Annotated in this window: 17 protein-coding genes, 1 tRNA gene and 1 riboswitch; of the genes, 14 read left to right on the top strand and 4 right to left on the bottom strand. The window is 59.8% G+C overall.

Annotation, left to right across the window (positions count from 1 at the left end; all coding sequences use genetic code 11):
- Positions 1-21: 21 nt before the first annotated feature.
- Genes I6E60_RS09835 through der form a run of 7 tightly spaced genes read left to right on the top strand, consistent with a single transcriptional unit; the run spans position 22 to position 6,351 of the window.
- On the top strand, positions 22-909 hold the full coding sequence (locus tag I6E60_RS09835; protein ID WP_197135326.1) for a ParA family protein: 888 nt from the start codon (positions 22-24) through the stop codon (positions 907-909).
- Positions 893-1,735: a ScpA family protein gene (locus I6E60_RS09830; RefSeq protein ID WP_197125091.1), complete on the top strand. Its 843-nt coding sequence runs from the start codon at positions 893-895 to the stop codon at positions 1,733-1,735. The genes I6E60_RS09835 and I6E60_RS09830 overlap by 17 nt, the downstream gene beginning before the upstream one ends.
- Positions 1,725-2,306: an SMC-Scp complex subunit ScpB gene (locus I6E60_RS09825; RefSeq protein ID WP_197125090.1), complete on the top strand. Its 582-nt coding sequence runs from the start codon at positions 1,725-1,727 to the stop codon at positions 2,304-2,306. Before I6E60_RS09830 ends, I6E60_RS09825 begins: the two co-directional genes overlap by 11 nt.
- Positions 2,293-3,066, top strand: a complete 774-nt coding sequence (locus tag I6E60_RS09820) for a pseudouridine synthase (protein WP_197125089.1) — start codon at positions 2,293-2,295, stop codon at positions 3,064-3,066. The genes I6E60_RS09825 and I6E60_RS09820 overlap by 14 nt, the downstream gene beginning before the upstream one ends.
- On the top strand, positions 3,063-4,145 hold the full coding sequence (locus I6E60_RS09815) for a prephenate dehydrogenase (RefSeq protein WP_197125088.1): 1,083 nt from the start codon (positions 3,063-3,065) through the stop codon (positions 4,143-4,145). Before I6E60_RS09820 ends, I6E60_RS09815 begins: the two co-directional genes overlap by 4 nt.
- On the top strand, positions 4,142-4,816 hold the full coding sequence (cmk, locus tag I6E60_RS09810) for a (d)CMP kinase (RefSeq protein ID WP_197105409.1): 675 nt from the start codon (positions 4,142-4,144) through the stop codon (positions 4,814-4,816). The genes I6E60_RS09815 and cmk overlap by 4 nt, the downstream gene beginning before the upstream one ends.
- A gap of 14 nt (positions 4,817-4,830) precedes the next feature.
- Entirely contained in the window at positions 4,831-6,351 is a 1,521-nt protein-coding gene (gene der / locus I6E60_RS09805) for a ribosome biogenesis GTPase Der (protein WP_197125087.1), read from the top strand.
- A gap of 140 nt (positions 6,352-6,491) precedes the next feature.
- Here the strand turns inward: der and I6E60_RS09800 are convergent, their stop codons facing one another.
- The gene (locus I6E60_RS09800; protein WP_197179960.1) at positions 6,492-8,015 is read right to left on the bottom strand and encodes a DHA2 family efflux MFS transporter permease subunit; all 1,524 of its coding nucleotides are present in this window, start codon (positions 8,013-8,015) and stop codon (positions 6,492-6,494) included.
- A gap of 268 nt (positions 8,016-8,283) precedes the next feature.
- A riboswitch (TPP riboswitch) is annotated at positions 8,284-8,375 on the top strand.
- Here I6E60_RS09800 and thiM point away from each other — a divergent pair.
- The 4 genes from thiM (at position 8,367) to I6E60_RS09780 (ending at position 11,586) form a co-directional block, all read left to right on the top strand.
- Entirely contained in the window at positions 8,367-9,176 is an 810-nt protein-coding gene (gene thiM, locus I6E60_RS09795; protein WP_197179957.1) for a hydroxyethylthiazole kinase, read from the top strand. It overlaps the preceding riboswitch by 9 nt.
- On the top strand, positions 9,173-9,856 hold the full coding sequence (gene thiE / locus I6E60_RS09790) for a thiamine phosphate synthase (protein ID WP_197179954.1): 684 nt from the start codon (positions 9,173-9,175) through the stop codon (positions 9,854-9,856). Before thiM ends, thiE begins: the two co-directional genes overlap by 4 nt.
- Before the next feature lie 32 nt (positions 9,857-9,888).
- Positions 9,889-11,436, top strand: coding sequence for a bifunctional hydroxymethylpyrimidine kinase/phosphomethylpyrimidine kinase (locus tag I6E60_RS09785; protein ID WP_307841811.1), 1,548 nt, complete (start codon positions 9,889-9,891; stop codon positions 11,434-11,436).
- Between the two features lie 76 nt (positions 11,437-11,512).
- A tRNA-Pro gene (locus I6E60_RS09780) sits at positions 11,513-11,586 on the top strand.
- A 669-nt stretch (positions 11,587-12,255) separates the two neighbouring features.
- Here I6E60_RS09780 and I6E60_RS09775 read toward each other — a convergent pair.
- The 3 genes from I6E60_RS09775 to I6E60_RS09760 all read right to left on the bottom strand — a co-directional run bounded on the left by I6E60_RS09775 (position 12,256) and on the right by I6E60_RS09760 (position 15,073).
- Entirely contained in the window at positions 12,256-13,413 is a 1,158-nt protein-coding gene (locus I6E60_RS09775) for a PD-(D/E)XK nuclease family protein (RefSeq protein WP_231601189.1), read from the bottom strand.
- A 281-nt stretch (positions 13,414-13,694) separates the two neighbouring features.
- On the bottom strand, positions 13,695-14,009 hold the full coding sequence (locus tag I6E60_RS09770; RefSeq protein WP_307841815.1) for a transposase: 315 nt from the start codon (positions 14,007-14,009) through the stop codon (positions 13,695-13,697).
- Between the two features lie 437 nt (positions 14,010-14,446).
- The gene (locus tag I6E60_RS09760) at positions 14,447-15,073 is read right to left on the bottom strand and encodes a hypothetical protein (protein ID WP_197179944.1); all 627 of its coding nucleotides are present in this window, start codon (positions 15,071-15,073) and stop codon (positions 14,447-14,449) included.
- Positions 15,074-16,006: 933 nt separating this feature from the next.
- On the opposite strand from I6E60_RS09760, the gene I6E60_RS09755 reads away from it, so the two are divergent.
- From I6E60_RS09755 to I6E60_RS09745, 3 genes are all read left to right on the top strand, one after another.
- On the top strand, positions 16,007-16,528 hold the full coding sequence (locus I6E60_RS09755; protein WP_197179942.1) for a hypothetical protein: 522 nt from the start codon (positions 16,007-16,009) through the stop codon (positions 16,526-16,528).
- A gap of 150 nt (positions 16,529-16,678) precedes the next feature.
- Positions 16,679-19,783 carry a DEAD/DEAH box helicase gene (locus tag I6E60_RS09750; RefSeq protein ID WP_197179941.1) on the top strand — a complete coding sequence of 1,035 codons (3,105 nt, stop codon included), beginning with the start codon at positions 16,679-16,681 and terminating at the stop codon, positions 19,781-19,783.
- On the top strand, positions 19,780-23,049 hold the full coding sequence (locus tag I6E60_RS09745) for a sacsin N-terminal ATP-binding-like domain-containing protein (RefSeq protein WP_197179940.1): 3,270 nt from the start codon (positions 19,780-19,782) through the stop codon (positions 23,047-23,049). The genes I6E60_RS09750 and I6E60_RS09745 overlap by 4 nt, the downstream gene beginning before the upstream one ends.
- Positions 23,050-23,505: the final 456 nt, after the last annotated feature.

Genomic DNA, 23,505 nt, shown 5'->3' with positions numbered 1-23,505 from the left:
AGCGCGACGTAAACTTTTGTCATGACGACACAGCGCGAGAACGATTCGACGCTGGCGGGGTTGGATGTTCAGGCAATGGGCCCAACCGGCCGGCCGCTTACGGTTTTTCCAGAACCCCCACCCCTCACGGGCCACGGCCCGGCACGCATCATTTCGCTGTGCAACCAAAAGGGTGGCGTCGGCAAAACGACCACCACGATTAACCTCGGTGCATCGTTCGCTGAATATGGCCGCCGAGTGCTGGCCATCGACTTCGACCCGCAGGGTGCGCTCTCGGCCGGTCTCGGTGTTCCCACGCACGATGTGCCCACGATCTATGACCTGCTGCTCGGCACGATCAAGAACCCCGCAGAAGCGATTGTTCACACCAACGTTCCCGGCCTTGATGTCATCCCAGCCAACATCGACCTCTCGGCCGCTGAAGTGCACCTCGTCAACGAGGTCGCTCGCGAAACGATTCTGGCGCGCGTACTGCGCAAGGTCAGCGACCAGTACGACGTCATCCTCATCGACTGCCAGCCCTCGCTCGGTTTGCTCACTGTGAACGCGTTGACGGCAGCCCACGGCGTGCTCATCCCGCTCGAATGCGAGTTCTTCGCTCTGCGCGGTGTTGCCCTGCTCGTGGAGACAATCGAGAAGGTTCAGGATCGCCTGAACCCCGCGATCAAACTCGACGGCATCCTCGCGACAATGTTTGACGCGCGCACGCTGCACTCGCGTGAAGTGCTCGAGCGCGTTGTTGAGAACTTTGGAGACGACGTTCTCGAGACCGTCATCGGTCGCACCGTGAAGTTCCCGGATGCCAGCGTGGCCGGTGCCCCCATCACGACCTTCGCCCCCGACCACTCTGCGGCGCACTCCTACCGCCAGGTGGCGCGAGAGCTGATCGCCCGTGGCGCCGTCGCCTAGCGACGTGGACGAGACCGAGGTATCCGCACCAGGATTCTCGGTCTCTCTCAACAACTTCAACGGGCCGTTCGACCTGCTGCTGTCGCTCATCACCAAGCATGAGCTCGACATCACTGAGGTGTCGCTGTCGCGCATCACGGATGAGTTCATTGCGTACTTGCGTCACTTCGAGTCCGCCAATGGATCAGATGACATCGACGAACTCGATCAGGCCAGCGAATTTTTGGTCGTTGCTGCCACGCTGCTCGACCTCAAGGTAGCCGGACTCCTTCCGCAGGGTGAGCTCGTGGATGCCGAAGATGTCGCGCTGCTCGAAGCACGCGACCTGCTCTTTGCGCGTCTGCTGCAATACCGCGCGTTCAAACAGGCGAGCGATTGGTTCGGTTCGCACTTCGAGGCGGAAGCGACGCGCACCGTGCGGTCGGTGCGCTTGGAAGAGAAATACCGCACTCAAACTCCCGAACTCGTGTGGACGCTCAGCCTCGACGATTTCGCTGCACTCGCGACCCTGGCGTTCACACCGCGAGAGATTCCGAGCGTTGGGCTCGACCATTTGCACGCACCGCTCATCAGCATCCGCGAACAGGCTGCGCATGTAGTCGCGCTGTTGCGGGCAGGAGAGCCGAAGACGTTCCGACAATTGATCGCGGGCGCCGAGTTGAAGGGCGTTGTTGTGGCCCGCTTCTTGGCGGTGCTAGAGCTCTATCGCGGCGGCAATGTTGCCTTCGAACAGATTGAACCCTTGGGCGAACTGACCGTGCGTTGGACTGCAGAACACTGGTCAGACGATAGCCTCGCTAATCTGGGAGCAGATTATGGAAACTGACGAACGTATAGCCACCCCCGTTGTCGACCTCGCCCGCGGGCTTGAGGCGATCTTCATGGTTGCCGACCAGCCGCAGAGCCTCGTGAGCCTCGCAACGGCCCTTAACGCACCCGTGGCGGCAATCCGCAAGACAATCACTGCACTGTGCGCCGATTTCGACGGTGAAGGCGAAGGCCCGCGACGCGGTTTTGAACTCCGCGAAGTCGGTGGTGGCTGGCGAATTTATGTGCGCGAAGACTACGACTCGGCCGTGCGCGACTTCGTTTATACGCAAAACCCGTCGCGGTTGAGCCAGGCCGCGCTGGAGACGCTCGCGGTCATTGCGTACAAGCAACCGATCAGTCGGGGAGCCATTGCTGCCGTGCGTGCAGTGAATGTTGACTCAGTAGTGCGTACGCTACTGAGTCGAGGACTTATTACGGAAGCGTTTACCGACAACGAGACGGGCGCCATCCACTACGAAACAACGGAGCTCATGCTCGTGCAATTGGGGATCAATTCCATTGCCGAGCTGCCTCCCATCTCGCCACTTTTATCTGATGGTACGGACGGTTTTGATGAACAACGCTAATGGCTCAGGCCCCAGCAATCCTGAGGGCGAACGCCTTCAAAAAGTAATGGCCGCTGCCGGTGTGGCATCGCGTCGTGTGTCGGAAGACCTGATCTACCAAGGCCGCGTTGCGGTCAATGGCAAGGTTGTTGAAGAAGCTGGCCGACGCGTGAAGCCGACGGACCGCGTCACGGTGGACGGTAGTGCAATCCAGCTCGACACCACCAAGCGCTACGTCATGCTCAACAAGCCCGTCGGCGTGGTGAGCTCGATGTCCGACGAGAGCGGTCGCCCCGACCTGCTGCAGTACACCGGCAACTACGACGAACGACTCTTCAACGTCGGCCGTCTCGACGTGCAGACCTCTGGCCTGCTCGTGCTCACTAACGATGGCGAACTCGCCCACGTGCTTGCCCACCCCTCCTTCGGCGTGATGAAGACCTACATCGCCAAGGTCGAAGGCACCGTGACCGCTCAAACCATTTCGCAGCTCATGAAGGGCATCGAGCTGGAGGACGGCCCAATTGCCGTCGACAAGGCGCGATCGCTCGGCCGAGCATCCAACGACCAAACAATGGTGGAGCTCACTCTGCACTCGGGCCGCAACCGCATTGTGCGCCGGATGATGGAAGAAGTTGGCCACCCGGTAATCGAACTCGTTCGTCGCCAGTTTGGTCCGCTTAATCTCGGAAGCCTTGGGCTGGGAAAGACTCGCAACCTCACGAAGGTGGAGTTGGGTGCAGTACTGACGATTGCCCGCGAGGCCGAGGAACAGTCGTGAACCTAGGCCGCATCACCGGGCAAGTACGCATCGTGGGTGCGGGGTTGCTCGGTGCCAGCATTGGTCACGGCCTGCGGGCCAAGGGCGTCGATGTTATTTTGCACGATGCGTCGCGCTCGAACGCAACTCTCGCGATCGACTATGGCGCTGGTCGTGCGCCGCAGGCCGACGATAAGCCGACGCTCGTGATTGTGGCGGTTCCGCCGGATGTCACGGCCGAGGTTGTCGCTCGCGAACTCATCGCCTGGCCGCGTGCCACGGTGACGGATGTCGCGAGCGTGAAGGTGGGCGTGCTCGAGGAACTCATTGCGCTGGGTGCCGATCTTGATCGCTACGTTGGCTCACATCCTCTCGCCGGACGCGAACGCGGCGGCGCCATTGCTGCCCGCGCGGACCTGTTTATCGGTCGGCCGTGGGTCATTGGCAGGGGAGAGCCCTTCCGTCGTCGCGCGGTCGAAGATGTTGTCATCGAGATGGGTGCTATTCCCGTCGCAATGTCAGCCTCCGATCACGACAACGCGGTGGCTCTGATTTCGCACGTTCCCCAAGTGGTGGCGAGTTTGCTCGCGCACCGGTTGGCGGGAGCATCCGATGCCGCTGTGGCTCTTGCTGGTCAAGGGCTGCGCGATACGACCCGCATTGCCTCGAGTGCCCCCGAACTGTGGGTGCAGATTTTGGGTGCCAACTCGGGCCCCGTTGCGGAGATTTTGCGTGAGCTGCAGGCCGAACTCGGTGTGGCGATTGAGGCGCTCGAGACTCCGGATGCTCCGGGTGCCCGTCGTGCCCTCGCCGAAGTTCTGGCCGGCGGCAACGCGGGAGTCGCGCGTATTCCCGGCAAGCACGGAACGAGCAAGCACTTCAGCCAACTGGTCGTCATGGTCGATGACAAGCCAGGTGAGCTCGCCCGACTGCTCACCGAAATCGGCGAAGCCGACGTGAACATGGAAGACTTGCGCCTTGAGCATTCACCGGGTGCCCAATTCGGTTTGGCCGAAATCTCGGTGCTGCCCGAAAAGGAAGCCGTATTGATAAGCGAGCTCGAAGCTCGTGGTTGGAAGATTGCAGAGACTTTCGCGTGAACAAGAACCCGTCGTTTGTTGTGGTGGCCGTTGATGGCCCGGCCGGCAGTGGAAAGTCGAGTGTGTCGAAAGCGACCGCTCGCGAACTCGGCTTCGACTACCTCGACACCGGAGCTGCCTACCGCGGTTTCGCGCTGCACTGCCTCGAGCGCGGCGTAGACACCCTCGGGCCCGGCGACGTGATCGAGACGCTCCCGCGGTTCGAGTACTCCATCGGTATCGACCCTGACAATTACTTTGTGAAGGTCGACTCGGAGATCGTGACCGACGACATCCGCGAACCCCGCATCACGGGCGTCGTGTCGAACATCGCGCGCGTGCCCGAAGTGCGGCAGTACATGGTCGATCTGTTCCGCAGCATCATCGCGGGAAGCGAAAAACCCGGAATTGTGGTCGAAGGACGCGACATCACAACCGTGGTTGCACCGGACGCTCAGGCTCGAATTCTGCTCACAGCCAGTGAAGAAGCTAGGATGGGAAGACGTGCGGCCGAACTCTCCGGAGAATCGAGCACGACAACCGCGCAACAACTCAGTTATCGAGATGCGCAGGACTCCAAAGTCGTGGACTTCATGAACGCCGCCGATGGAGTCATCACCATTGATTCCACCAATCTTGACTTCGATCAAACCGTGACGGCCGTCGCGAGTTTTGTTCGCTCCAGCATGTAAACAAAGGACTACCCATGGCCGATCATTCGCCCGCCGAAGACGACTTTCCCGAACTGAACCCAGATCTGGTTGAGCGTCTTTCGGGAATGAACGAAGAAGAGGCTGCTCAGCGCACGTCAGCGCTCCGCGCCGGCCTGAGCGACTACGACCTCGAAGACGACGACCTCGCGGTTCTCGACTCCGCATCCGATGACCCGGATGCCATCTACTACCTGCCTGCCCTGCCGGTTCTCGCGATCGTTGGTCGCCCGAACGTTGGCAAGTCAGCACTCGTGAACCGCATCATCGGTCGTCGTGAAGCTGTTGTGGAGGACACCCCCGGTGTTACCCGCGACCGCGTCAACTACAAGGCCGAGTGGAACAACCGTCACTTCACCATCGTCGACACCGGCGGCTGGGAGCCCGACGCTAAGGGCATCGACGCCTCTGTCGCTGCTCAGGCTGAGATCGCAATCGACCTCGCCGACGCTGTGCTCTTTGTTGTGGATGCCACGGTTGGTCCCACCTCCACCGACGAGCACGTCGTGCGCATGCTTCGCGCCACCAAGAAGCCCGTAATTTTGGTCGCCAACAAGGTTGACGACATCCATCAGGAATCGGATGCCGCTGCGCTCTGGAGCCTCGGCCTCGGTCAGCCGTGGCCGTCATCCGCCGTTCACGGCCGTGGTGTTGCTGACCTGCTCGACCACGTGCTCACGGTGCTGCCGGAGATTTCGACTGTGGCCAAGGAAGAAGTGGGTGGCCCGCGCCGCGTTGCTATCCTCGGTCGCCCGAACGTCGGCAAGTCGAGCTTGCTCAACAAGACCGCTGGCGAAGAGCGCGTTGTTGTCAACGACCTCGCCGGCACGACTCGCGACCCGGTTGACGAGCAGATTGAGCTCGGCGGCAAGTTCTGGCGCTTCGTTGACACCGCCGGCATCCGCCGTCGTGTTGCTTTGGCGCAGGGCGCTGACTTCTATGCAACGCTGCGCACGAGCGCTGCACTGGAAAAGGCTGAAGTTGCCGTTGTCATCTTCGATGTCAGCCAGCCGCTCAGCGTTCAAGACCTCAAGATCGTTGACCTCGTGCTCGAATCGGGCCGTGCGCTCGTTCTGGCCTTCAACAAGTGGGACCTTCTCGACGACGAACGTCGCGATCTGCTCGAGCGTGAGATCGACAAGGACCTCGCGCACGTCGCTTGGGCTCCTCGCGTGAACATCTCGGCTAAGACCGGTCGTCACATGGAGAAGCTGGTTCCGGCTCTCGAGCTGGCGTTGGCGTCGTGGGATACCCGCATTCCGACCGGTAAGTTCAACGCGCTTCTGGCCGAACTTACGCAGGAGCACCCTCACCCGCTTCGTGGCGGCAAGCAGCCGCGCATCCTCTTTGGTACGCAGGCATCGAGCCGCCCGCCAACGTTCGTGCTCTTCACGACCGGGTTCTTGGACCCGCAGTACCGTCGATTCATTACGCGTCGACTGCGCGAGATCTTCGGCTTCGATGGCAGCCCCATCCAGGTCAACATGCGTGTGCGTGAGAAGCGCAAGCGCAAGTAGGTTCTCGAGGTCACAGGCTTCGGCACTGTAACTTCGGCTTAACGACTAAACGGCGAGTCATTCTCTCAGGAGAGTGACTCGCCGTGTGGCGTTAAGGGCGGCGTGAGCGGATGCCGAGGGCGGCCGCTCACGCTCCAGCGTTAGTGACCGACCGGTGCGACGTTCGCGTCGGCATCCGCATCCGCGTCAATCTCGGCGTCGTTGCGCTTCACGAAGAACGTGGCGACGACCGCGAAGAGTGAGATGACGCCACCCGCCATGAACGCGAGGCGCACGCCACCGGCGAGAGCCTCGGTATTGGGCGCGCCTTCGGCGGCCAGCGCGACGGACTGCACGGTGAGCAACGCAATGAACAGCGCGGTGCCGGCGGCGCCAGCGAGTTGCTGCACGGTGCCGATGGTGGCGCTGCCGTGCGAGTACAGGTGCGGCTTGAGCGTCCCGAGTGCCGAGGTGAACAGCGGCGTGAACATGAAGGCGAGTCCGATGCTCATGGGCACGTGAATCGCAACGACCATGAGCGCTGAACTGTTCTCCGAGAGCATCGTGAAGCTCCAGAGTGACGCGCTCACGACGATGGCGCCGGGGATCATGAGGGGGCGCGGTCCGACCTTGTCGTACAGACGACCCACGATCGGCCCGAGAAGGCCCATGATGAGGCTACCCGGCAGCACGAGCAGTCCGCTCTGGATGGGTTCGAGGCCGAGAACGTCCTGCGTGAACATCGGCAGCAGGATGATGGTGCCGAAGAGGGCCGCCATCATGACCATCATGAGACCGATCGAAATCGCGAAGCCGGAGGCAACGAAGGTGCGGAGGTCGAGTAGGGCGCTGTCGGTCTTCTGCAGCTTCAGTTGGCGCAGGATGAATAGCGCGAGGCTGACGGCTCCCGCAATGATCGGGATGGCTGGCGCGACGAGTACTTCGCCGCTGGCTGATTCGCCGAGGCTCGAGAGGCCGTAGATAAGACCGGCAAAGGCGACGGCCGAGAGGATGACCGAGAGTACGTCGATCGAGACCTTGCGGGGCTCGGTGACGTTGCGCACCTTGGTGATGCCGAGCATGAGCGCGGTGACTGAGATGGGGATCATGACGATGAACACCCAGCGCCAGTCGAAGACGGCGAGGACAAGGCCGGCGACCGTGGGGCCGACGGCGGGAGCCATCGACATGACGATGGACACGTTACCCATCGTTTTACCGCGGGTAGCCGGGGGCACGAGAGTCATGACGGTGGTCATGAGCAGCGGCAGCATGATCGCGGTACCGGAGGCCTGGATGACGCGTCCGACAATGAGGATGAAGAACGTCGGCGCAATAGCTCCCAACAGAGTGCCGGCGGTGAAGAGGGACATCGCGGCGATGAAGATGCTGCGGGTCGTGAAGCGTTGGATGAGGAATCCGGTAATCGGAATCACTACCGCCATCGTGAGCATGAACGACGTCGACAACCACTGAGCAGTGCTTGGCTCGATGTTGAGGTCTTCCATGATGCGGGGGATAGCCACGACAAGCGATGTCTCGTTGAGGAAGACCACGAAGGTTGCCGCGAGCATGAGCGCGATAACGAGACGGTTGCGGCCGCTGTTGTCGACCTCGCCCGCTGACAGGCTCGCTCCGGGGGGAGCGAGGGGAATGCTGCCGGTAATCGGCGCGGTGCTAGTCATGAAAATCCTGTCGTGTGTGAAGCGGTAGGACGAAGCAGCAGCCGGGATAACTATGGGCGCACAAATCAGTCGTCGTCTTTATTGTTGCTCAGTGCAACGACATCCGACAGCAAAATAATCCCGATTGCTCGGAGTCGGCGGCAAACCGGCTCGCGGTGGGGGAGAAGTGGGGTACGAGCAGGCCCTGCGCGAGCGAGAAGTGGTCCACAAGGGTGGGCCGCACGACGACTGCCCGAGCAGCTGCGGGAAGCGCTATGTTGGAGGCACAACTTGTGACACGGGGTGCCCTGCGGGGCTGAGAACACACCCGTCGAACCTGATCTAGTTAGAACTAGCGAAGGGATGTCGTGCATGTCGCGTACGCCACCAAACTTTTTGACCGCCACTCAAGACGCGCTCGAGGCGGTGAGATCGACGTCGCCTCTCGTGCAGTGCATCACCAATAGTGTGGTGGTGGGCTTCACCGCCAATGCGCTGCTTGCCGTGGGAGCTGCGCCGGCCATGGTGGATATCCCGGACGAAGCGGGCATATTTGCCGGGGTTGCCTCTGGGGTGCTGATCAACCTGGGGACCTGTCGAGAGGAGCAGCGCGCTGCAGCCCTTGAAGCTGCGCCGGCCGCCAACGCTGCCGGAACGCCGTGGGTGCTCGACCCGGTCGCTATCGGGGCTCTGCCAGTGCGCACACCGCTCGCGTATCGCCTGCGTGACCTCGGGCCCTCCATCGTGCGGGGCAACGCCTCAGAGATTCTGGCGCTCGCCGAGCTCGGTGCTGGCGGCCGTGGTGTCGATAGTACGAGCACCGTGGATGCCGCACTCACTGCCGCTCAGATGCTGGCGCGGGTGACTGGCGGTGCCGTCGCAGTCTCGGGAGCGACCGACCTTGTGACCGATGGCGTGAGCGTTGTGCGACTGACGAACGGGCATCCGGTGCTGACGAAGGTCACCGGTGGTGGCTGTGCACTGGGTGCAATCATGGCGGCGTTTGCGGCGGTGACTCCGGATGCGTTGACGGCGGCGGTCGCAGCGACAAGCGTGTACACGGTAGCGGCCGATCTCGCTGCGGAGCGTTCGGCACTGCCGGGAAGCTTCGCGGTAGCGCTGTTGGATGCCCTGAACGAAGTCTCGGTGGACGATATTGCAGAACGGGCGGTGATCGCGTGAGCGGCGTGCGGAACGACTTCGACCTCTCCACCTATCTCGTGACGGACTCGGCTCAGGCTCGCGCGGCCGGACACGACCTTGTCGACCTCGTCTATGAGGCCGTCGCCGGGGGAGTCACTGTCGTTCAGATTCGCGAGAAGGACACTCCCGCCCACGAATTTCTCGACATCGTCTTGCGGGTCTCCACCGCTGTGGCCCGAAAAGTGCCCGTGCTCGTTAATGACCGCGTCGACGTGTACCTGGCGGCCCGCGAAATGGGCGCCAAAGTGGCCGGAGTGCATGTGGGGCAGAACGACTTGCCGGTGTCATCCGTTCGAGCTCTTGTCGGGCCGGATGCCATTGTCGGGTTGAGCGCCTCTACCGAGGATCAGCTGTTTGCGGCGGGGGTGCGCTCTGCCGGGGTCGACTACGTCGGTATCGGCGCGCTGAACCCCACGACGACCAAACAGGATGCTCCGGATGCTCTGGGGCACGCCAGCATGGCTGAACTCATCGCAGTCAGCAAGCTGCCGACTGTTGCTATTGGCGGTATTGGGCTTGAGGATCTTCCGTTGTTGCGGGCAGCCGGCGCGGACGGTGCTGCTGTGGTGTCCGCTATCTGTGGAGCTGCTGACCCGCGAGAAGCGGCACGGGCGCTCGCCGCAGCGTGGGCTGGAGTTCGATCGGGGGAGACGGCGTGAGTGAAGTTACGGGTAAGGGAGAGAACGTGAGTGTGAGTTCAGGCGTTGGGACGAGTGCGGGTGCGAGTACCAGTGCTGGTGCTGGCGTGAGCAGGGTGCGCGTGCCGCGGGTACTGAGCATCGCCGGGAGCGACCCCTCGGGTGGGGCCGGCATCCAAGCTGACCTCAAGTCGATTGCGGCCAATGGCGGCTACGGCATGGCGGCCATTACGGCGCTGACCGCGCAGAACACGCAGGGCGTGAGCGGTGTGCATGTGCCGCCGGCCTCGTTTCTGAAACAACAGTTGGATACCGTCAGCGACGACGTCACGATTGACGCGGTGAAGATTGGGATGCTCGGCACTCCCGAGGTCGTGGCTGTCGTGCAGGAGTGGCTGGCGCGGGTGAAGCCGCCGCTCGTGGTGCTCGACCCGGTGATGGTCGCCACGAGTGGGGATCGCCTGCTGGATACCGAAGCCGAGCTGGCACTGCGCGAACTCGTACGGGTCAGCGATCTGGTGACACCGAACATCCCTGAGCTCGCGATCATCGCGGGAGAGCCTGCTGCCGAGACCTGGGACGAGGTGCTGGCGCAGGCGGGGCGAGTCTCTGCCTCCTACGGGGTGCGCGTACTAGCCAAGGGCGGCCACTTGAGTGGGGCTGAGGCTCCGGATGCGCTCGTGGATGCTCGTTTCGGGAACGTACCGGTCGTGACTGAGTTTGCCGGCATCCGCCTAGAGACGACGAACACGCACGGAACGGGCTGTTCGCTGTCGAGTGCGCTGGCTACACGCATTGCGGCGACCGGGGATTGGGCCTCCGCTGTGGGGGAGTCGAAGCGGTGGTTGAGCGAGAGCATTCGTGCCGGTGCAGCGCTGCAGGTAGGGCGCGGGCATGGGCCCATCAACCACTTTGCGGGGCTGTGGGCTCGTGGGGGCGGAGAGACGGCGCCAACGGCGGCAGAGGTGCGGGAGCACTGGTGGGCTGAGATTGCGGACATCCGCGCTCAGATCGACAACGGCGAGTTTGTGCGGGCGCTGGGGGATGGATCCCTCGAGCGAGGCGACTTCGTCTGGTACCTGGCTCAGGATGCGCTCTACCTGCGCGATTATGCGCGGGCGCTCGCCGAAGCCGCCCGACTGGCACCCACCGCTGCGGAACAAGCCTTCTGGGCGTCGAGCGCTGAGGGCTGCATCGTGACGGAGCTGCAATTGCACGAGTCGTGGTCTCCTTCCGGTGAGGTATTTGCTGCTTCGCCCAGTGCCACCACCACCGGGTACCTCAACCACCTGCTGGCAACTGCTGCCCGTGGTGACTACGCCGTGCTCGCTGCCGCTCTACTGCCCTGCTTCTGGGTGTACCACGACGTCGGATCGCGCCTGCACCCGCTCGCGCACGCCGAGCACCCCTACGCCGACTGGTTGACCACCTATGCCGATGACGCCTTCACGGATGCCACGGAGCAGGCCATCACGATAGTGACGGCGCTCGCCGCAGATGCCGCGCCGCCAGTTCGGGATGCGATGCTTACGGCTTTCGTGGCCTCGACGGAGCACGAACGCGAGTTCTTCGCTGCCGCGTGCGGGGTCAGCTCGAACTGATTTTGCGTTAGTGCCGCATTTGACCCCAATGTGAACACGGGCCCTCAAATTCCGCGTTAGGATAGTGGAGTTGTCGCGGGCTGTAGCGCAGCTTGGTAGCGCACCTGACTGGGGGTCAGGGGGTCGCAGGTTCAAATCCTGTCAGCCCGACAATGTGCCCCGGATTTCTCACGAAATCCGGGGCTTTTTCTATGGAGCGTTTGGGTTCAGAACCCCGATCCAACGTTTTCCCAACACTTTGAACTCCGGAGCATCGAAAGCCCATTTAATTAGTGCGATGTGTGGGCTCTGATCTGCGAGATGTCTTACTCTCTCGGTTCATAAGGAATGTGGTTGTAGTCGTCCGACGAGCGCGGTCTTATCAACGGTTACTTCGATGCACGCGGCCGTGGTGCGGGGTGGATTTCTAGAACTCGACCTCGTCCATGGAATTGCGGTAGCCATTCGATCAGCGACGCATCGGCGCGTACATCGAGCGGATGCCGGATATGTCCTTTTTTCGCTTGCCGAAGGAATGAAGTCGCGGCAGCAACGCCAACGCCTCGGCCACACACGCTGGGTGTGGATTGGCGCCCTGCCCGCAACGAAAGTGCCGGCGCAATGGGCGAGCACTCGATCGTTATTCGGTCCCACAGGGCCTATCGCAGCAAGCGTCGCCTTCGAGTCTCTGGTGCGAAGAGCATAGAGACTGACGAACCTCATGCCGCGGTGTCCCTACACTTCGCGAAGCCGACGCACCGTCGTGGCGTTGGATCGAGTTGTACAGCGTCGGCGGTGCTTGAGTCGTGCAGCACGAGCGCGATCAGCGTCTGGAGGCTGCTACACCGTTTCGCGCCCGCCCGCGGGGAGCCGGGTACCCGCCTTCACCTCGCCGAGAATATGAACAACGCGTTCGATGAAAGCGTCGGCGATTTTCTCGTCGGTGTTGGTCCATGTGAGGCCGAGCGGTTCGATAGTGGAATCCTTGTAGGTGAGTCCACGTCGGTCGTAGACGAAGATCATCGGGCGGGTCGGATCAGCTGAGAATTTGAGTTCGACGGACCAGCCTGCTGTTGGGAAATGATAAGCATTCCACGTCTCCTCTTTACCGCCGCCGTGCGCTTGCCATCCTGTCTCTAGCGCTAGTGCTTCGAGACGATCGGCGATTAGGGGTTCAAGGCGTTTTCTTCGATCGCGTATAAGACGGCCGATGCTGCTCCTCGCTTCCTCGAAGGCGGTGATGGCTCCTCTGTGTTCTTCGAGAATGCCCCGCCATTCGTTGAGCCGGTGCGCTTGGTCTTCAAGGTCTGTCATTTCTGTCTTTCCGTGTCGGGCTTCGATGAACTGCTGTAGGAGATCGAGGCTGCGGCGCTGGTCTTGATCCCCGGGGCTCATCAGGAACTCGACCAACTCTGGTGCGCTCTTGATCTCAGCGCTCAACTCGGCGTATGTGATGGCTCTGGATAGGAAGTTCTTCTGCACTGGGTCGGGGTGATCTCGCGTCTCGGGCGCGAGTACAGCCACGATTACGGTGTCGAATCCCTTGTTGCGGGCGTACTCGACATACTTCCTCAGCGGGTTATCGAGCACGTGGCCGATCTTGTTCTCTAGCACAAGCGCAACGTCCAAATCCTGGTTCGACGCAAACACGTCGATGAAGTCGACCTGAGTAGCAACTTCCCACGCGTCAGAGCCTTCCGCGTCTTGCGCGTTTAGATGCTTACTGGTTCGACCATTAAGTCCTATGCTCGGGGCTCCATCGAGGAGGCGAAGGAGGGCGTCTATGACAAGGGTGCCGAGACCACGGCGCTCTGTCGGGTCAAGGAAGAACTGAAGGGTCATGTCGACACGGGTCTCCCTCCATCCCTCACGGAGGATGTCGTACACATTCACTGGTCGCTCGACAATTCCTGCTGGTCGTAACGAAACCTCAAGGAACGATAGGTCGAGCGTCATGATGCTCACAGCACTGGACGCACTTAGCACGCGCTTTGCCATGGAACGCACTGACTTCTCAACTAGCGGTCTGTGAGCGCGGTTACTCAGATGGTTATATTTGCGTTGCCCAATAGATTCTTCCCGATGTCCTCGTATTTGACTAAGACGCGACTCGACGCGACTCGCATTGGCGTTGCTGCCGCTGCGCGTGCGCGCAGATGCCGCCTGTGTTCTCTATGCCCGATATGACCGCGAAGTGACCTGGATACCCTGCTCGCGCAGGACCCTGCAAGTCAACTCGACTCCGTGGCCGTCTTCCTTCATCCGAATGATGGACGCGACTATGGGCGGGTGCGAGGGTCGAGTTCCCTCGCGAAGAAAGACGTCGCCGCCTTCAGAACATCGTTGATCTCCCTAAGCTCCCTGTTCTCTTTCTTGGGCCGCCGAATCTCCTCTAGCTCGACACTCGTCGGGCCGACCCGGTTCCCGGCATCGGCCTGAGCTTGCATGATCCACTTCCGCAGCGTCTCGATGCCGACATCGAGCTTCGGCGCAAGATCACGACACGCAGCCGCCATCGACGGGTAATCAGCTAGACGATCGAGGGCCATCCTGACGGCGCGCTCACGAACCTCGCTTGGATAAGACTTGGGTATAACTGCATCCTTTCACCAGAAAGAAAGCGGCAAGAAACCCGGGACAGTTCATTTTGCCCACCGCGCCAGGAGAGGGTCGCGTGGAAGCGTTTTCGTGTATGGGTTCACGGCGCCAGCATCTCGCCGACTGACGGGTCGCGTAGGTGGCCAGTCCGGTTTGACGAGCTGTTCGGCAATGACTCGCTCCTTCAGGAACGTGGCGATAGTGCGCAGGTTGTACTGGGTCGAACGGTTCGATGAACACCATCGGGACTGGGGTGTAGTCGATCATGACGTTCGTCACCCGGTGATCTTCGGGGTCTTCGGTCTCGAACCCGGTGACCATGCTGAAGATGTTCACGGCGCCTGCGTCTCTCCTGCGGATGGGTTGCTTAGGTGGCCCGTCCGGTTTCCCGGGCTGCGCGGCAACAGAGGGCGAGATGGGGCACTATGGGCATCTACCCTGCGAACTCAAAGTCGATGGTGATCGTAGGATCGACGCTTTTGATGATTCCGGAGTAGAAAACTTGGGCTTGCGCTTTCAGCGCTGCTTCGCTTTGGGTGATGTACTTCTGCTTGTTCTCGTCGCTGAGAATGTTGTTGATCATGCGATTTTGAGCCGCTGGCGGCGCCAGCCAGCTGAGCACGTTGTTGGTCTCGATGGGGTCCTCGAACACGGGATCGTCGAAGCCGATGCTAATGAATTCAGGGATAGTCACCCGAAACGACCCTGGCCCGGTTGGTTCGATCTTCACCTGTGACCCATCGATGCCTAGTTTTGCGTCGAACTTGTACTGGATCAACGTCGTTTTCTCGCTCGCGGGTACGGCGAAGCCGAGAATCTCTCCTTTGCCTTCGTCCCTCGCGATACCCTCGATATGAAGGCTGAGTAAGGCGACCTCTTGCATGGGTGTGTCGAACTTAATAACCTGCGAATCTCGTTCGTTCGAGCTACTGGTGAACAGCGAACCGAGAGCGAGCGCGTTGAGTCCACCAAACGCGAAACCTGCGCCCATTCCCGCGACCACCAGCACAATGACCAGTAGGAGAGGCCAGAGCAGAACCCTTGCTTTGAGGAAGGTCATGACGATTCAGTCTCCAGTTTTGTTCGACGTCGAAACGTCCTCGAAATCCCGCGGTATGGAACGGCCGCAACACATCGCAGCACCAAGTTCCCTCGAACCATATACTTAAGCAGGAACTTGCCGAGTCTGGCGCGCCCTGCCGACATTGAGACGGCCGAGATCCGACGCGCACCGAACCATAGCGAGAGCGATGTCCACCGTGACGCTCGAACGCTGTCGACGGAATGCCGACATTGTCAGGGGATTCGCTTGCCTTCGCGTTGGTAGTTTTAGAGGCGTAGACGAATGGACGAGCGCCTGCGGCGACACTATCGCCGCTTCGGAGCGCCTCCAGTGTGCCACCCCTCGGGCGCCAAACACCGAGCGTGCCCCCTTCGGCGCCCCGACTCAGCACAGCCCCGCGCCAAAAGAGGAAAATCCGGAGGGGCGTGGAGGAAAACGCGTTTCAGGCGTCGCGAACGGACCTGTGATTCAAGGGCTGTGTGAGTTCTTGGAACAGCCCACAATGTGCCCCGGATTTCTCACGAAGTCCGGAGCTTTTCTATGGGATTTTTGAACGCTGCCGTGCAATCCAACACAAATCCAACACTTTGAGTCGGGAATTCGCTTGGTCTCGACTGACTGCGCAAGTCCGTTTGTTCTTCAGCGGCGGCGACTTCGGAGAGCTCGCTTCGATACTGCCGATAGCTTCCCGACGGATTGAGAGCCGTTGCATGTGTTGCGGGCGAACCACTTCGCGAGATCATTGACCGCCAGCAGTGTGATCTGCAAGGGTCATCAACTATGGGGATGAAAAAATGGGCGGGGCTGAAACAAGTAGCGGTCATAGCTCTTCTAGCGTTACTCGCTGGGTGCACGAGCTACGGATCCGATCAAGTTCGAGCTGAGCCCGCAGCGAGCTGCACCGACACCCTTTCGACTGTGTTGCACCGAGTGAAGACCGACGACACTGCCGGGGCGATAAACGCGGAGCTGGACTGGTTGAGTAGTAATTGTTCGAGCGAGTACAACGTTTTTGTAGATTACGCCTCCGGGAAAGGCGCAGCGGAGCAGTTTGGAGTCGATACATGCGAATCGCTCTCTGACCGATTCGGGCCGCGAGCTATTGAGCTTCTTCGAGCAGACGGGCTTTGCGAAGTGGGTGTTGCGCCCGCGGAAGCTGTTCAGCAACCGGGTGGCGGCATCGCGTGGAATGAAGCGGCCGCCCATGCCGGGACCGTTCAACGTGTGTGCGGCCCGCTTGCCGGGGGTGGAAATTCCTACGACGACGTATTCCTGAACCTCGGTCGCGACTATCCGGACCCCGCTCGTTTCCAAATTGTGGTGTGGGATGTAGGTTCACTCGAATCGATCGCAGGTGGACTGACTCTTTGCACCTCGGGTCGCATCACGCTTTTCGAAGGCGTTGCCCAAATCGAGTTGTATGATCCCAGTTTTATCGAAATCTACGAGTAGCCGCTGGGTTGAACAGATAGATAAGACGACGCAAGTGGAAGGGTGCTGAGGGACCGCTGACTTGTTGCTTTATCTCGGAATTCTCTCGAGAACCGCGCCTACCGCGCCACGGACTCGGCACGGGCTATGTTCGACGAAAGGAAGCCGTGTGTGGCGATTGCTCTCGGACTCGATGGCGCTCATCTCAACTTGCAGGGAAGAACTCGAAATATGGTTGTTGACGGACCCGAACCGCTGGCGCCTGGCACCGTAGTGCGGCTAGTAGCTCGACGCGAGGTTAGCGGCGCTGTAGTGGGCTCAGACGAGGTTGGAGGTGAACTCCGACATAGTGTCTTCCACGACGGAGCTATTCATCAATATCTTGCGGCGCAGGTCGAACGGATCGAAAATGCACAAAACGGTCGCGCAGTCTCTGCCAGAGAACTCCATGCGGCGCTCTCGGCGGTATTGCTGCTCGACCCGAACAGCGACTATCTTCGTTCCCGCAACGCGGGTCGCGTCGACTTTGAGCCCTACCAGTATCGACCGGTGCTTAAGCTCGTGCAGTCTGATCGGCCGCGCATTCTTATCGCGGACGACGTTGGCGTGGGAAAGACAATCGAAGCGTGCCTCATCATCAAGGAGCTTGAAGCACGCAAGCGTGCGGAATCGGTTCTCGTGATTTGTCCTAGGCCCCTCGTAGTCGACGAAAAGTGGCGCAATGAACTCAAACGGTTTGATGAGGATTTTGTGCATCTCGACAGCAAAACGTTGCGGTGGTGTTTGGAAGAGACCCTCCGCGATGGTGCTTGGCCGACCCGTTACCGAAAGGCGATCCTGCCTTACTCGCTGCTCGACGAGACGCTTCTAACGGGTCGCCGCAATGGCAAGAAATTAGGTACAGCTTCCCTCGATGATCTAGCGGGCGAGCTCAAGTTCGACTTGCTAATCGTTGACGAGGCCCATCACATCCGGAATCGTGAGACCAAGGCGTACCAATGCGTTCAGCGCTTCGTTGATGCATCCGACGCCGTGGTGATGATGTCGGCCACGCCGATCCAGACACGCAGTCAGGACCTTTTCACGATCGTAAATCTGTTGCGAGATGATCTCGTGACGGATCAGGATGACTTCCTCGTCATGCTGGAGCCAAATGAGCACCTATACAACGCGTCCGTTTCTGCACGTAGCGGCGACAGAGACTGGGCCCTTCAAGCCGCCCGGCATCTAAGCCTCGCGATCAAGACCAGATGGGGCCAAGACGTATTGACCGTTGATCCGCGCGTTGCGGAGTTGCTGGCCCTGCTGAATGGTTCAGACACCGACGACAGGGATCGCGTTCGCGCAGTCAGGCTCATTGAGAAACTCAACACCTTTTCGGAGATAGTGACACGAACGCGACGTAGAGATATCGGGGAGTTCACCACGCGAAAGCCCTCGGCGCCCGTCGTAGAGTTCACGGCCGAGCAAGAGCGAGTGTATTCCGCAGTGCTGGCTCTCGGCGAGCGTATTGCAGCGGCTCGTTCTCCCGAGATTTCGGTCAAGTTCTTGTTATCGACGCTTTATCGTCAGGCTGCGAGTTCGATCTCGGGGCTTGCGCCCCTTATTCAGGACATCTTCGAAAATCGACTTCGCAGCTCGGAAATGTCTGCCGAATACGAAGAATACGCACTAAGTTCCGAGCAAATAACGGAGTTTCGGGCAGAAGCTCGCGAAATTCAATCCCTCGCGGAGGGCCTCATCGGGGAGGCCGATCCCAAGGTCGAGCTGCTCCGGCAGGTGATTAAAGACAAGTCCGCCGATTCGAACAATAAGGTGCTTGTTTTTTCAACTTTTCGCCACACCATCCAGTACCTCGAAGCAGAGTGCCGCCGAATGGATATCCGAGTGGGAGTCATGCATGGAGGGGTCGCCGATCAAGATCGACAGTCGATTCGACACCGATTCAAACTCGATCGCTCCTCGTTGGACGCCGTGGATGTGATGCTGTGTTCGGAAGTAGGTACAGAGGGCCTCGATTATCAGTTCTGCAACACCATCGTGAATTACGACATTCCATGGAACCCGATGCGGATCGAACAACGAATTGGGCGCATTGATCGTCGCGGACAGAAGAGCGAGACGGTCGCGATTGTAAACATCCTCACCAAGGGCACGATTGAAGCCGAGATTTACGACCGTTGCCTTTCTCGTATTGGCGTGTTCAATCATGCGCTCGGTGGCAGCGAACAGATCTTGGGCGAGATAACTGCTGCGATTGTCGATATTGCGACTGATCTTCGGCTAACCCGCATTGAGCGTGCTGCCGCCCTCCGGCAACTGGCTGACAACGAACTATCGCGCGTTGAGGAAGAGCAGGGGCTGGAAGATCAGCAGCCAGATTTGCTCGGCTATTCGGGCGAGACCTTCGAGCAGGACGTGGCGGAAGCATCAAGCGAGTGGCTTAGCGACATCAAAATTGCCGCGCTCGTTCGACAGTACTTCGAAGGCATCCAGCCCGGGCGTTCGATTGCAATACGGCCCGGGCGGGTCGCCCGTGTTCCGGTTTCTGCGGATGTCGCGACTCAAATCTCAGAGGACCTCGATGATCAAGGAATCGAGGCCCACCGACTCAAGCGCCGACTTCGCGGGGAGAGAATTGTGCTTCGCCTGACGACTGATTTAGATCTTGCCGAAGATGAAGACGAGGGGGAAATAGAGCTTCTGGGACCGACCCATCCGTTGGTGCTCCTTGCAGCGAAGCGCAGTGCGTTCGATGTGCCCCTTTCTAGTACTTTAAGGGTGGTGTCAGATCGTGTTGCGCCCGGCGCGTATCCGATTGGCATCTATGCGTGGACCCGACGCGGCAGCACCGATTCGCTCGCCGTCCGAACGATCTCAGTCGATGCGGCGGTGGAAAGCTGCGCGGTTGAGCTCCTGTCGGCCGCCGGCTCTGCTGACATCAGAGAGATGACCGAACAAGAGAGCCTCGAACTGGATAAGCGACACGCGAAGCTCTGGGTTGAGGCAAGGCATACCAACCAGCAACGGCAAGTTGCTTCAGCAGAGCGCCGGCTGGCGGCACTTCGATCTCAGAAGTCTCGTCGCCTAGCCGCTATCCAGCGACAGCGGGACTCCGCTGTCCACTCTGATATTCAGATTATGAAGGCGGGCGAAATGCGCGGAGCAGAGGAGTCATTTGATCGACTGCTCGGTGCGCAGGAAAGGGGGGTCGCCCGCACTGACCTGACGACAAGGCACATAGCGAACGTGTTGATTGAGGTGGTGGCCCCATGAGTGGATTAGACGCGCTTGCAAAGAAGCGCCGCGACTACGTCGACGCTGCACGTGAAAACGGCTTTGAAGAGGGGCTGCGGAAACTACTCGCCGACCTTTATCCCGACAACGCTCACTTCATTTATGAACTGCTGCAGAACGCTGAGGATGCCGGAGCTCAGGAGGTTTCCTTCGAGCTCCGTCCCGACGGACTTCGCTTTGAGCACAACGGGAAACGATCATTCGACGTGAACGATATCGAGTCGATTACGGGGATCGGCCAGTCGACCAAAAAATCAGATGATGCAACGACTATCGGGAAGTTCGGCGTCGGTTTCAAGGCAGTATTCGCCTATACCGAAACGCCGCACGTTCAATCTGGAGAACACTCGTTCACAATTCACGATATGTTCGTGCCCACGCCGGCAGAGCAGGTGGATCGACCCGAAGGGTCAACCTCGTTCTGGTTTCCTTTCAATCGCCCGGGGAAGCCGTCGGAACAAGCTTGCATCGAAGTCGAACGCGCGCTCCGCGAGCTCTCCCGAAGTACATTGCTTTTTCTCAACAATATTCGCTCGGTTGAATGCAAATTCCCGGACTCGGAAGTGCGCCTCATCGAACGTGGCAGTTCGACCAATGGTGTGATCGAAATTGACAGTGTCCACGAAGACACGGGTCCCACTTTTTGGTATCGGATTTCGGGTGATGTAGAGCTTGGTGGGGCTCGGTTCCCGGTAGCGGCCGCGTTTTCACTAGTGGAGACGGGAGAGGGATCTAAGAGCACGGGGCTCCCGGGCGCACGCGGCGGAGCGCAACTTGTCAAATATGCAGTAGCACCCATCGACGGCGAGGTTTTTATCTATTTTCCTGCGGTGAAGGAGACCTCTCGCTTAAAGTTCCACATTCACGCACCGTTCGCCTCCACGGTCGCTCGTGACAGCGTCCGCGATGACGACGGCAACGACGTGCTAATCGAGGGCATAGCTCAACTCATCGCCGCAGCATTACCTGCCATGCGCGATGCGGGACTAGTCGCTCAAGGCCTCCTCAGCGCTCTCCCCAATGAGTCGGATGATTTGCCTGAGCGGTATGAACCCATTCGCCAGAAACTGATCCAAGCGTTTGAACAGCAGCCGGTCACGCCGATTCGAGGTGGCGGACATGCACAATCTTCCAGTCTGATCCGGGCGGAAGTGCCAATCCGAGTTGCGATGCTCCCAGCGGATGTAGATTTCTTTCGGCAATTGTCCGACACCGAACCGATTGAGCCCGCAGCCGGTTGGCTACCGCGCAGCGAGGATCGGGCACGCGATTTTCTTTCGTCGTTGTCGGCGATTGAATTCGGCTCTGTCGAGCTGGCCGAGGCGTTCGAACGCCTCGGTGAGACCCACAATGACCTCGCGCGATGGGGCGACGAGGCTGATCAGTACCTGGATTCGATCGAAATCGAAGTGTATAGGCGCTGGATGGGGTGGTTATCTGCCAAGGGGAACGACTGGCTCCGGAACTTTTACGCTATGCTCGGCCGCCTGTCGAAGCAAAACCACAATCCTTTCACGCGTCTCGATTACCGCTTTCGTCTCTACAGCGATCCGTATCCGGAAAGCCTCTCAGCCGTGCCCCTTATTCGCGTCCAGGCCGTTAGCGGGGTCGAACACGTCCGCGGGGTCGACGCATTCCTTCCGGCAGCCTCCGGATTGCGAGCCGAGAGTCTAGTTTTGGACTCGCTCGTTTCGTTTGATGAGAGCGAGACGAGCGCGCCGTCAGCCGACAAAGATGCCCTTGCAGAATTCTTCACCCATGCAGACGTAAAACCTTGGGACGCTGCTGCTCAGCTAACAGCTAGGTTCCGTTCGTATTCCCCCGCCATGACCGCGGTTAGTCAGGCACACATCGATGATTTGGTCACGCTCAACGCGCTGCTTGACCAGAAGACTGCAGCTGAACGAAGTTTTTCTCAGCTCGCGATTTTTCTTGCCGATGACGGTTCTAGCCTGCGCTGGGTATCTGCAACTCAACTCTTCCTCGACGAGCCTTTCCTGTCGTCAGGACTTGGCGCGCTGTACGAATCGGACGCATTCAATGGCACAGTTTTGCTCCCACTTTCCAACGTATATAGCGGGTGCACCTTCGATGTTGCCGAACTTGCGATTCGCCTCGGCGCAACTAAGGGCGTAGTGGCTAAGAAGACGACAATTTGGGGCAATTCATTATTCGAAAACCGGTGGCGTTCTGCTCGGCAGAATCAGAATTGCATTTCGCAAGATTGGACTATCCCACACTTCCTAGCGATCGTCGAGACCGGCGATGAGAACCTTCTGCGGGGACTGTGGGCGTTGGTCACGCGCGCTGAAGGTTCGGTCGGCGAAGCCGTGTATCGAGCCAATGCCTCCAGCAACGTGCACCGAATCGACTCTCAACTCGTGCAGATGCTCAGAGACACGGCGTGGATCCTCGACTGTGACGGGAATCTTCGAATCCCCGCCGAAATGACGGTGAGCGACCTCGCGGAGGGTATGACACTTCCGTCAAGGGCTCCGCTTCTTGACCGAATGCTTTTCGGTCACGTCGCGAACATGGCAGCGCTGCGAGCACGCGGCGGTGAAGTGCACGCAACGGCGTGGGGATTCGGCTCTGTCGAGCGGGCCCAAGAAATCGCCCGGTCAATTAATGAAGATCCCGAAGGGTTCCAAGAATGGGAGCGCTCAAGAAAGGCTCCCAGGCTGCCTGAAGCTTCCTCTCCGGCGCCAGAGCGGCGGGCGAGTCGCGTCCGTGACCGAGCCACCGAGTCTCCGGAGCGCCGCTATGCGACTCGGCTTCGAAGCGTGCGTGTCCAGGAACCGGGGCTTCGCAGCACAGCTAAGGCCTACCTGTCAGAGTTGTATTCGAATGACGACGGAGTCTTGGTGTGCCAGATTTGTGGCGAGGAAATGCCGTTCAAGGTGGACGATCAGTATTACTTTGTGGCTGTCCAATTTGATAGTGATGCAAATCGAGACTTCCAAGAGAATCGCCTCGCGTTGTGCCCCATCTGCGCCGCAAAGTATCAACATGCGCGGTCGACTCAGACAGAAACGTTGCGCGAGGACCTGCTCACCCAGACGATTGGAATGAGCGGCAGCGCGACTGTCGAAGTGCAGCTCGCCGGTAAAGATAGTCGAATCCGTTTCGTGGGGAAGCATGCAATCGACCTTCAAGCTGCGATGGAAGGTATTGAGCTTTACAGCGAAACGGATGATGCCGATTTTGGTGAAGAATTCGACGAGAACCGGGAGATCATGCAGTGATTTTAGAGTTGACCGCACACGCGCGCTGCCAGCTCCGCACTTCGCTCTAACATCGAACCGGATTTGACTTGACCGCGAGACGGTTCTTCACGCCACGCCACGCCACGTCGCCCGCCCCGTTATAGGCCCGCCCCTGGAAACGGCAAGCACATTTCCACGGGCCGAAATCCGATGCCGAAGATTGGGTGTCCAAACTGGGTGCACCTTTTCCAGGAGCGTTTCAGGGCGCAACCGAACGCCCCACTTCCGGAAACATTCAGACAAGTTCTTGCAGAGGCTGGAGCTCTAGTGAAGTCCGGATATTTGAGTTTTTCGATGCTGGGCCGATGGGCGAACGAACCGCTTTTCACAGGAGAGCGTCTTCGATAAGAAGTAGCTGATCACCTCGCGCGCCAGAGGTTTGCTGCCGCGCCGTAGTTGTTCGTCTGGCGGGATGGGACCGCATCCGGGATTGGT

Origin of the sequence: Salinibacterium sp. SWN167 (assembly GCF_015864665.1) — a bacterium.
Lineage (GTDB): Bacteria > Actinomycetota > Actinomycetes > Actinomycetales > Microbacteriaceae > Rhodoglobus.
Note: the sequence above shows the minus strand (reverse complement) of the source record. Positions and strands in the feature narration are given on the sequence as shown.

Excerpts from the sequence above, each read along its gene's own strand:
- I6E60_RS09835 (WP_197135326.1), top strand. The coding sequence starts at position 22 with ATGACGACACAGCGCGAGAACGATTCGACGCTGGCGGGGTTGGATGTT.
- I6E60_RS09825 (WP_197125090.1), top strand. The coding sequence starts at position 1,725 with ATGGAAACTGACGAACGTATAGCCACCCCCGTTGTCGACCTCGCCCGC.
- I6E60_RS09820 (WP_197125089.1), top strand. The coding sequence starts at position 2,293 with ATGAACAACGCTAATGGCTCAGGCCCCAGCAATCCTGAGGGCGAACGC.
- der (WP_197125087.1), top strand. The coding sequence starts at position 4,831 with ATGGCCGATCATTCGCCCGCCGAAGACGACTTTCCCGAACTGAACCCA.
- I6E60_RS09800 (WP_197179960.1), bottom strand. The coding sequence starts at position 8,015 with ATGACTAGCACCGCGCCGATTACCGGCAGCATTCCCCTCGCTCCCCCC.
- thiM (WP_197179957.1), top strand. The coding sequence starts at position 8,367 with ATGTCGCGTACGCCACCAAACTTTTTGACCGCCACTCAAGACGCGCTC.
- I6E60_RS09775 (WP_231601189.1), bottom strand. The coding sequence starts at position 13,413 with ATGGCAAAGCGCGTGCTAAGTGCGTCCAGTGCTGTGAGCATCATGACG.
- I6E60_RS09760 (WP_197179944.1), bottom strand. The coding sequence starts at position 15,073 with ATGACCTTCCTCAAAGCAAGGGTTCTGCTCTGGCCTCTCCTACTGGTC.
- I6E60_RS09745 (WP_197179940.1), top strand. The coding sequence starts at position 19,780 with ATGAGTGGATTAGACGCGCTTGCAAAGAAGCGCCGCGACTACGTCGAC.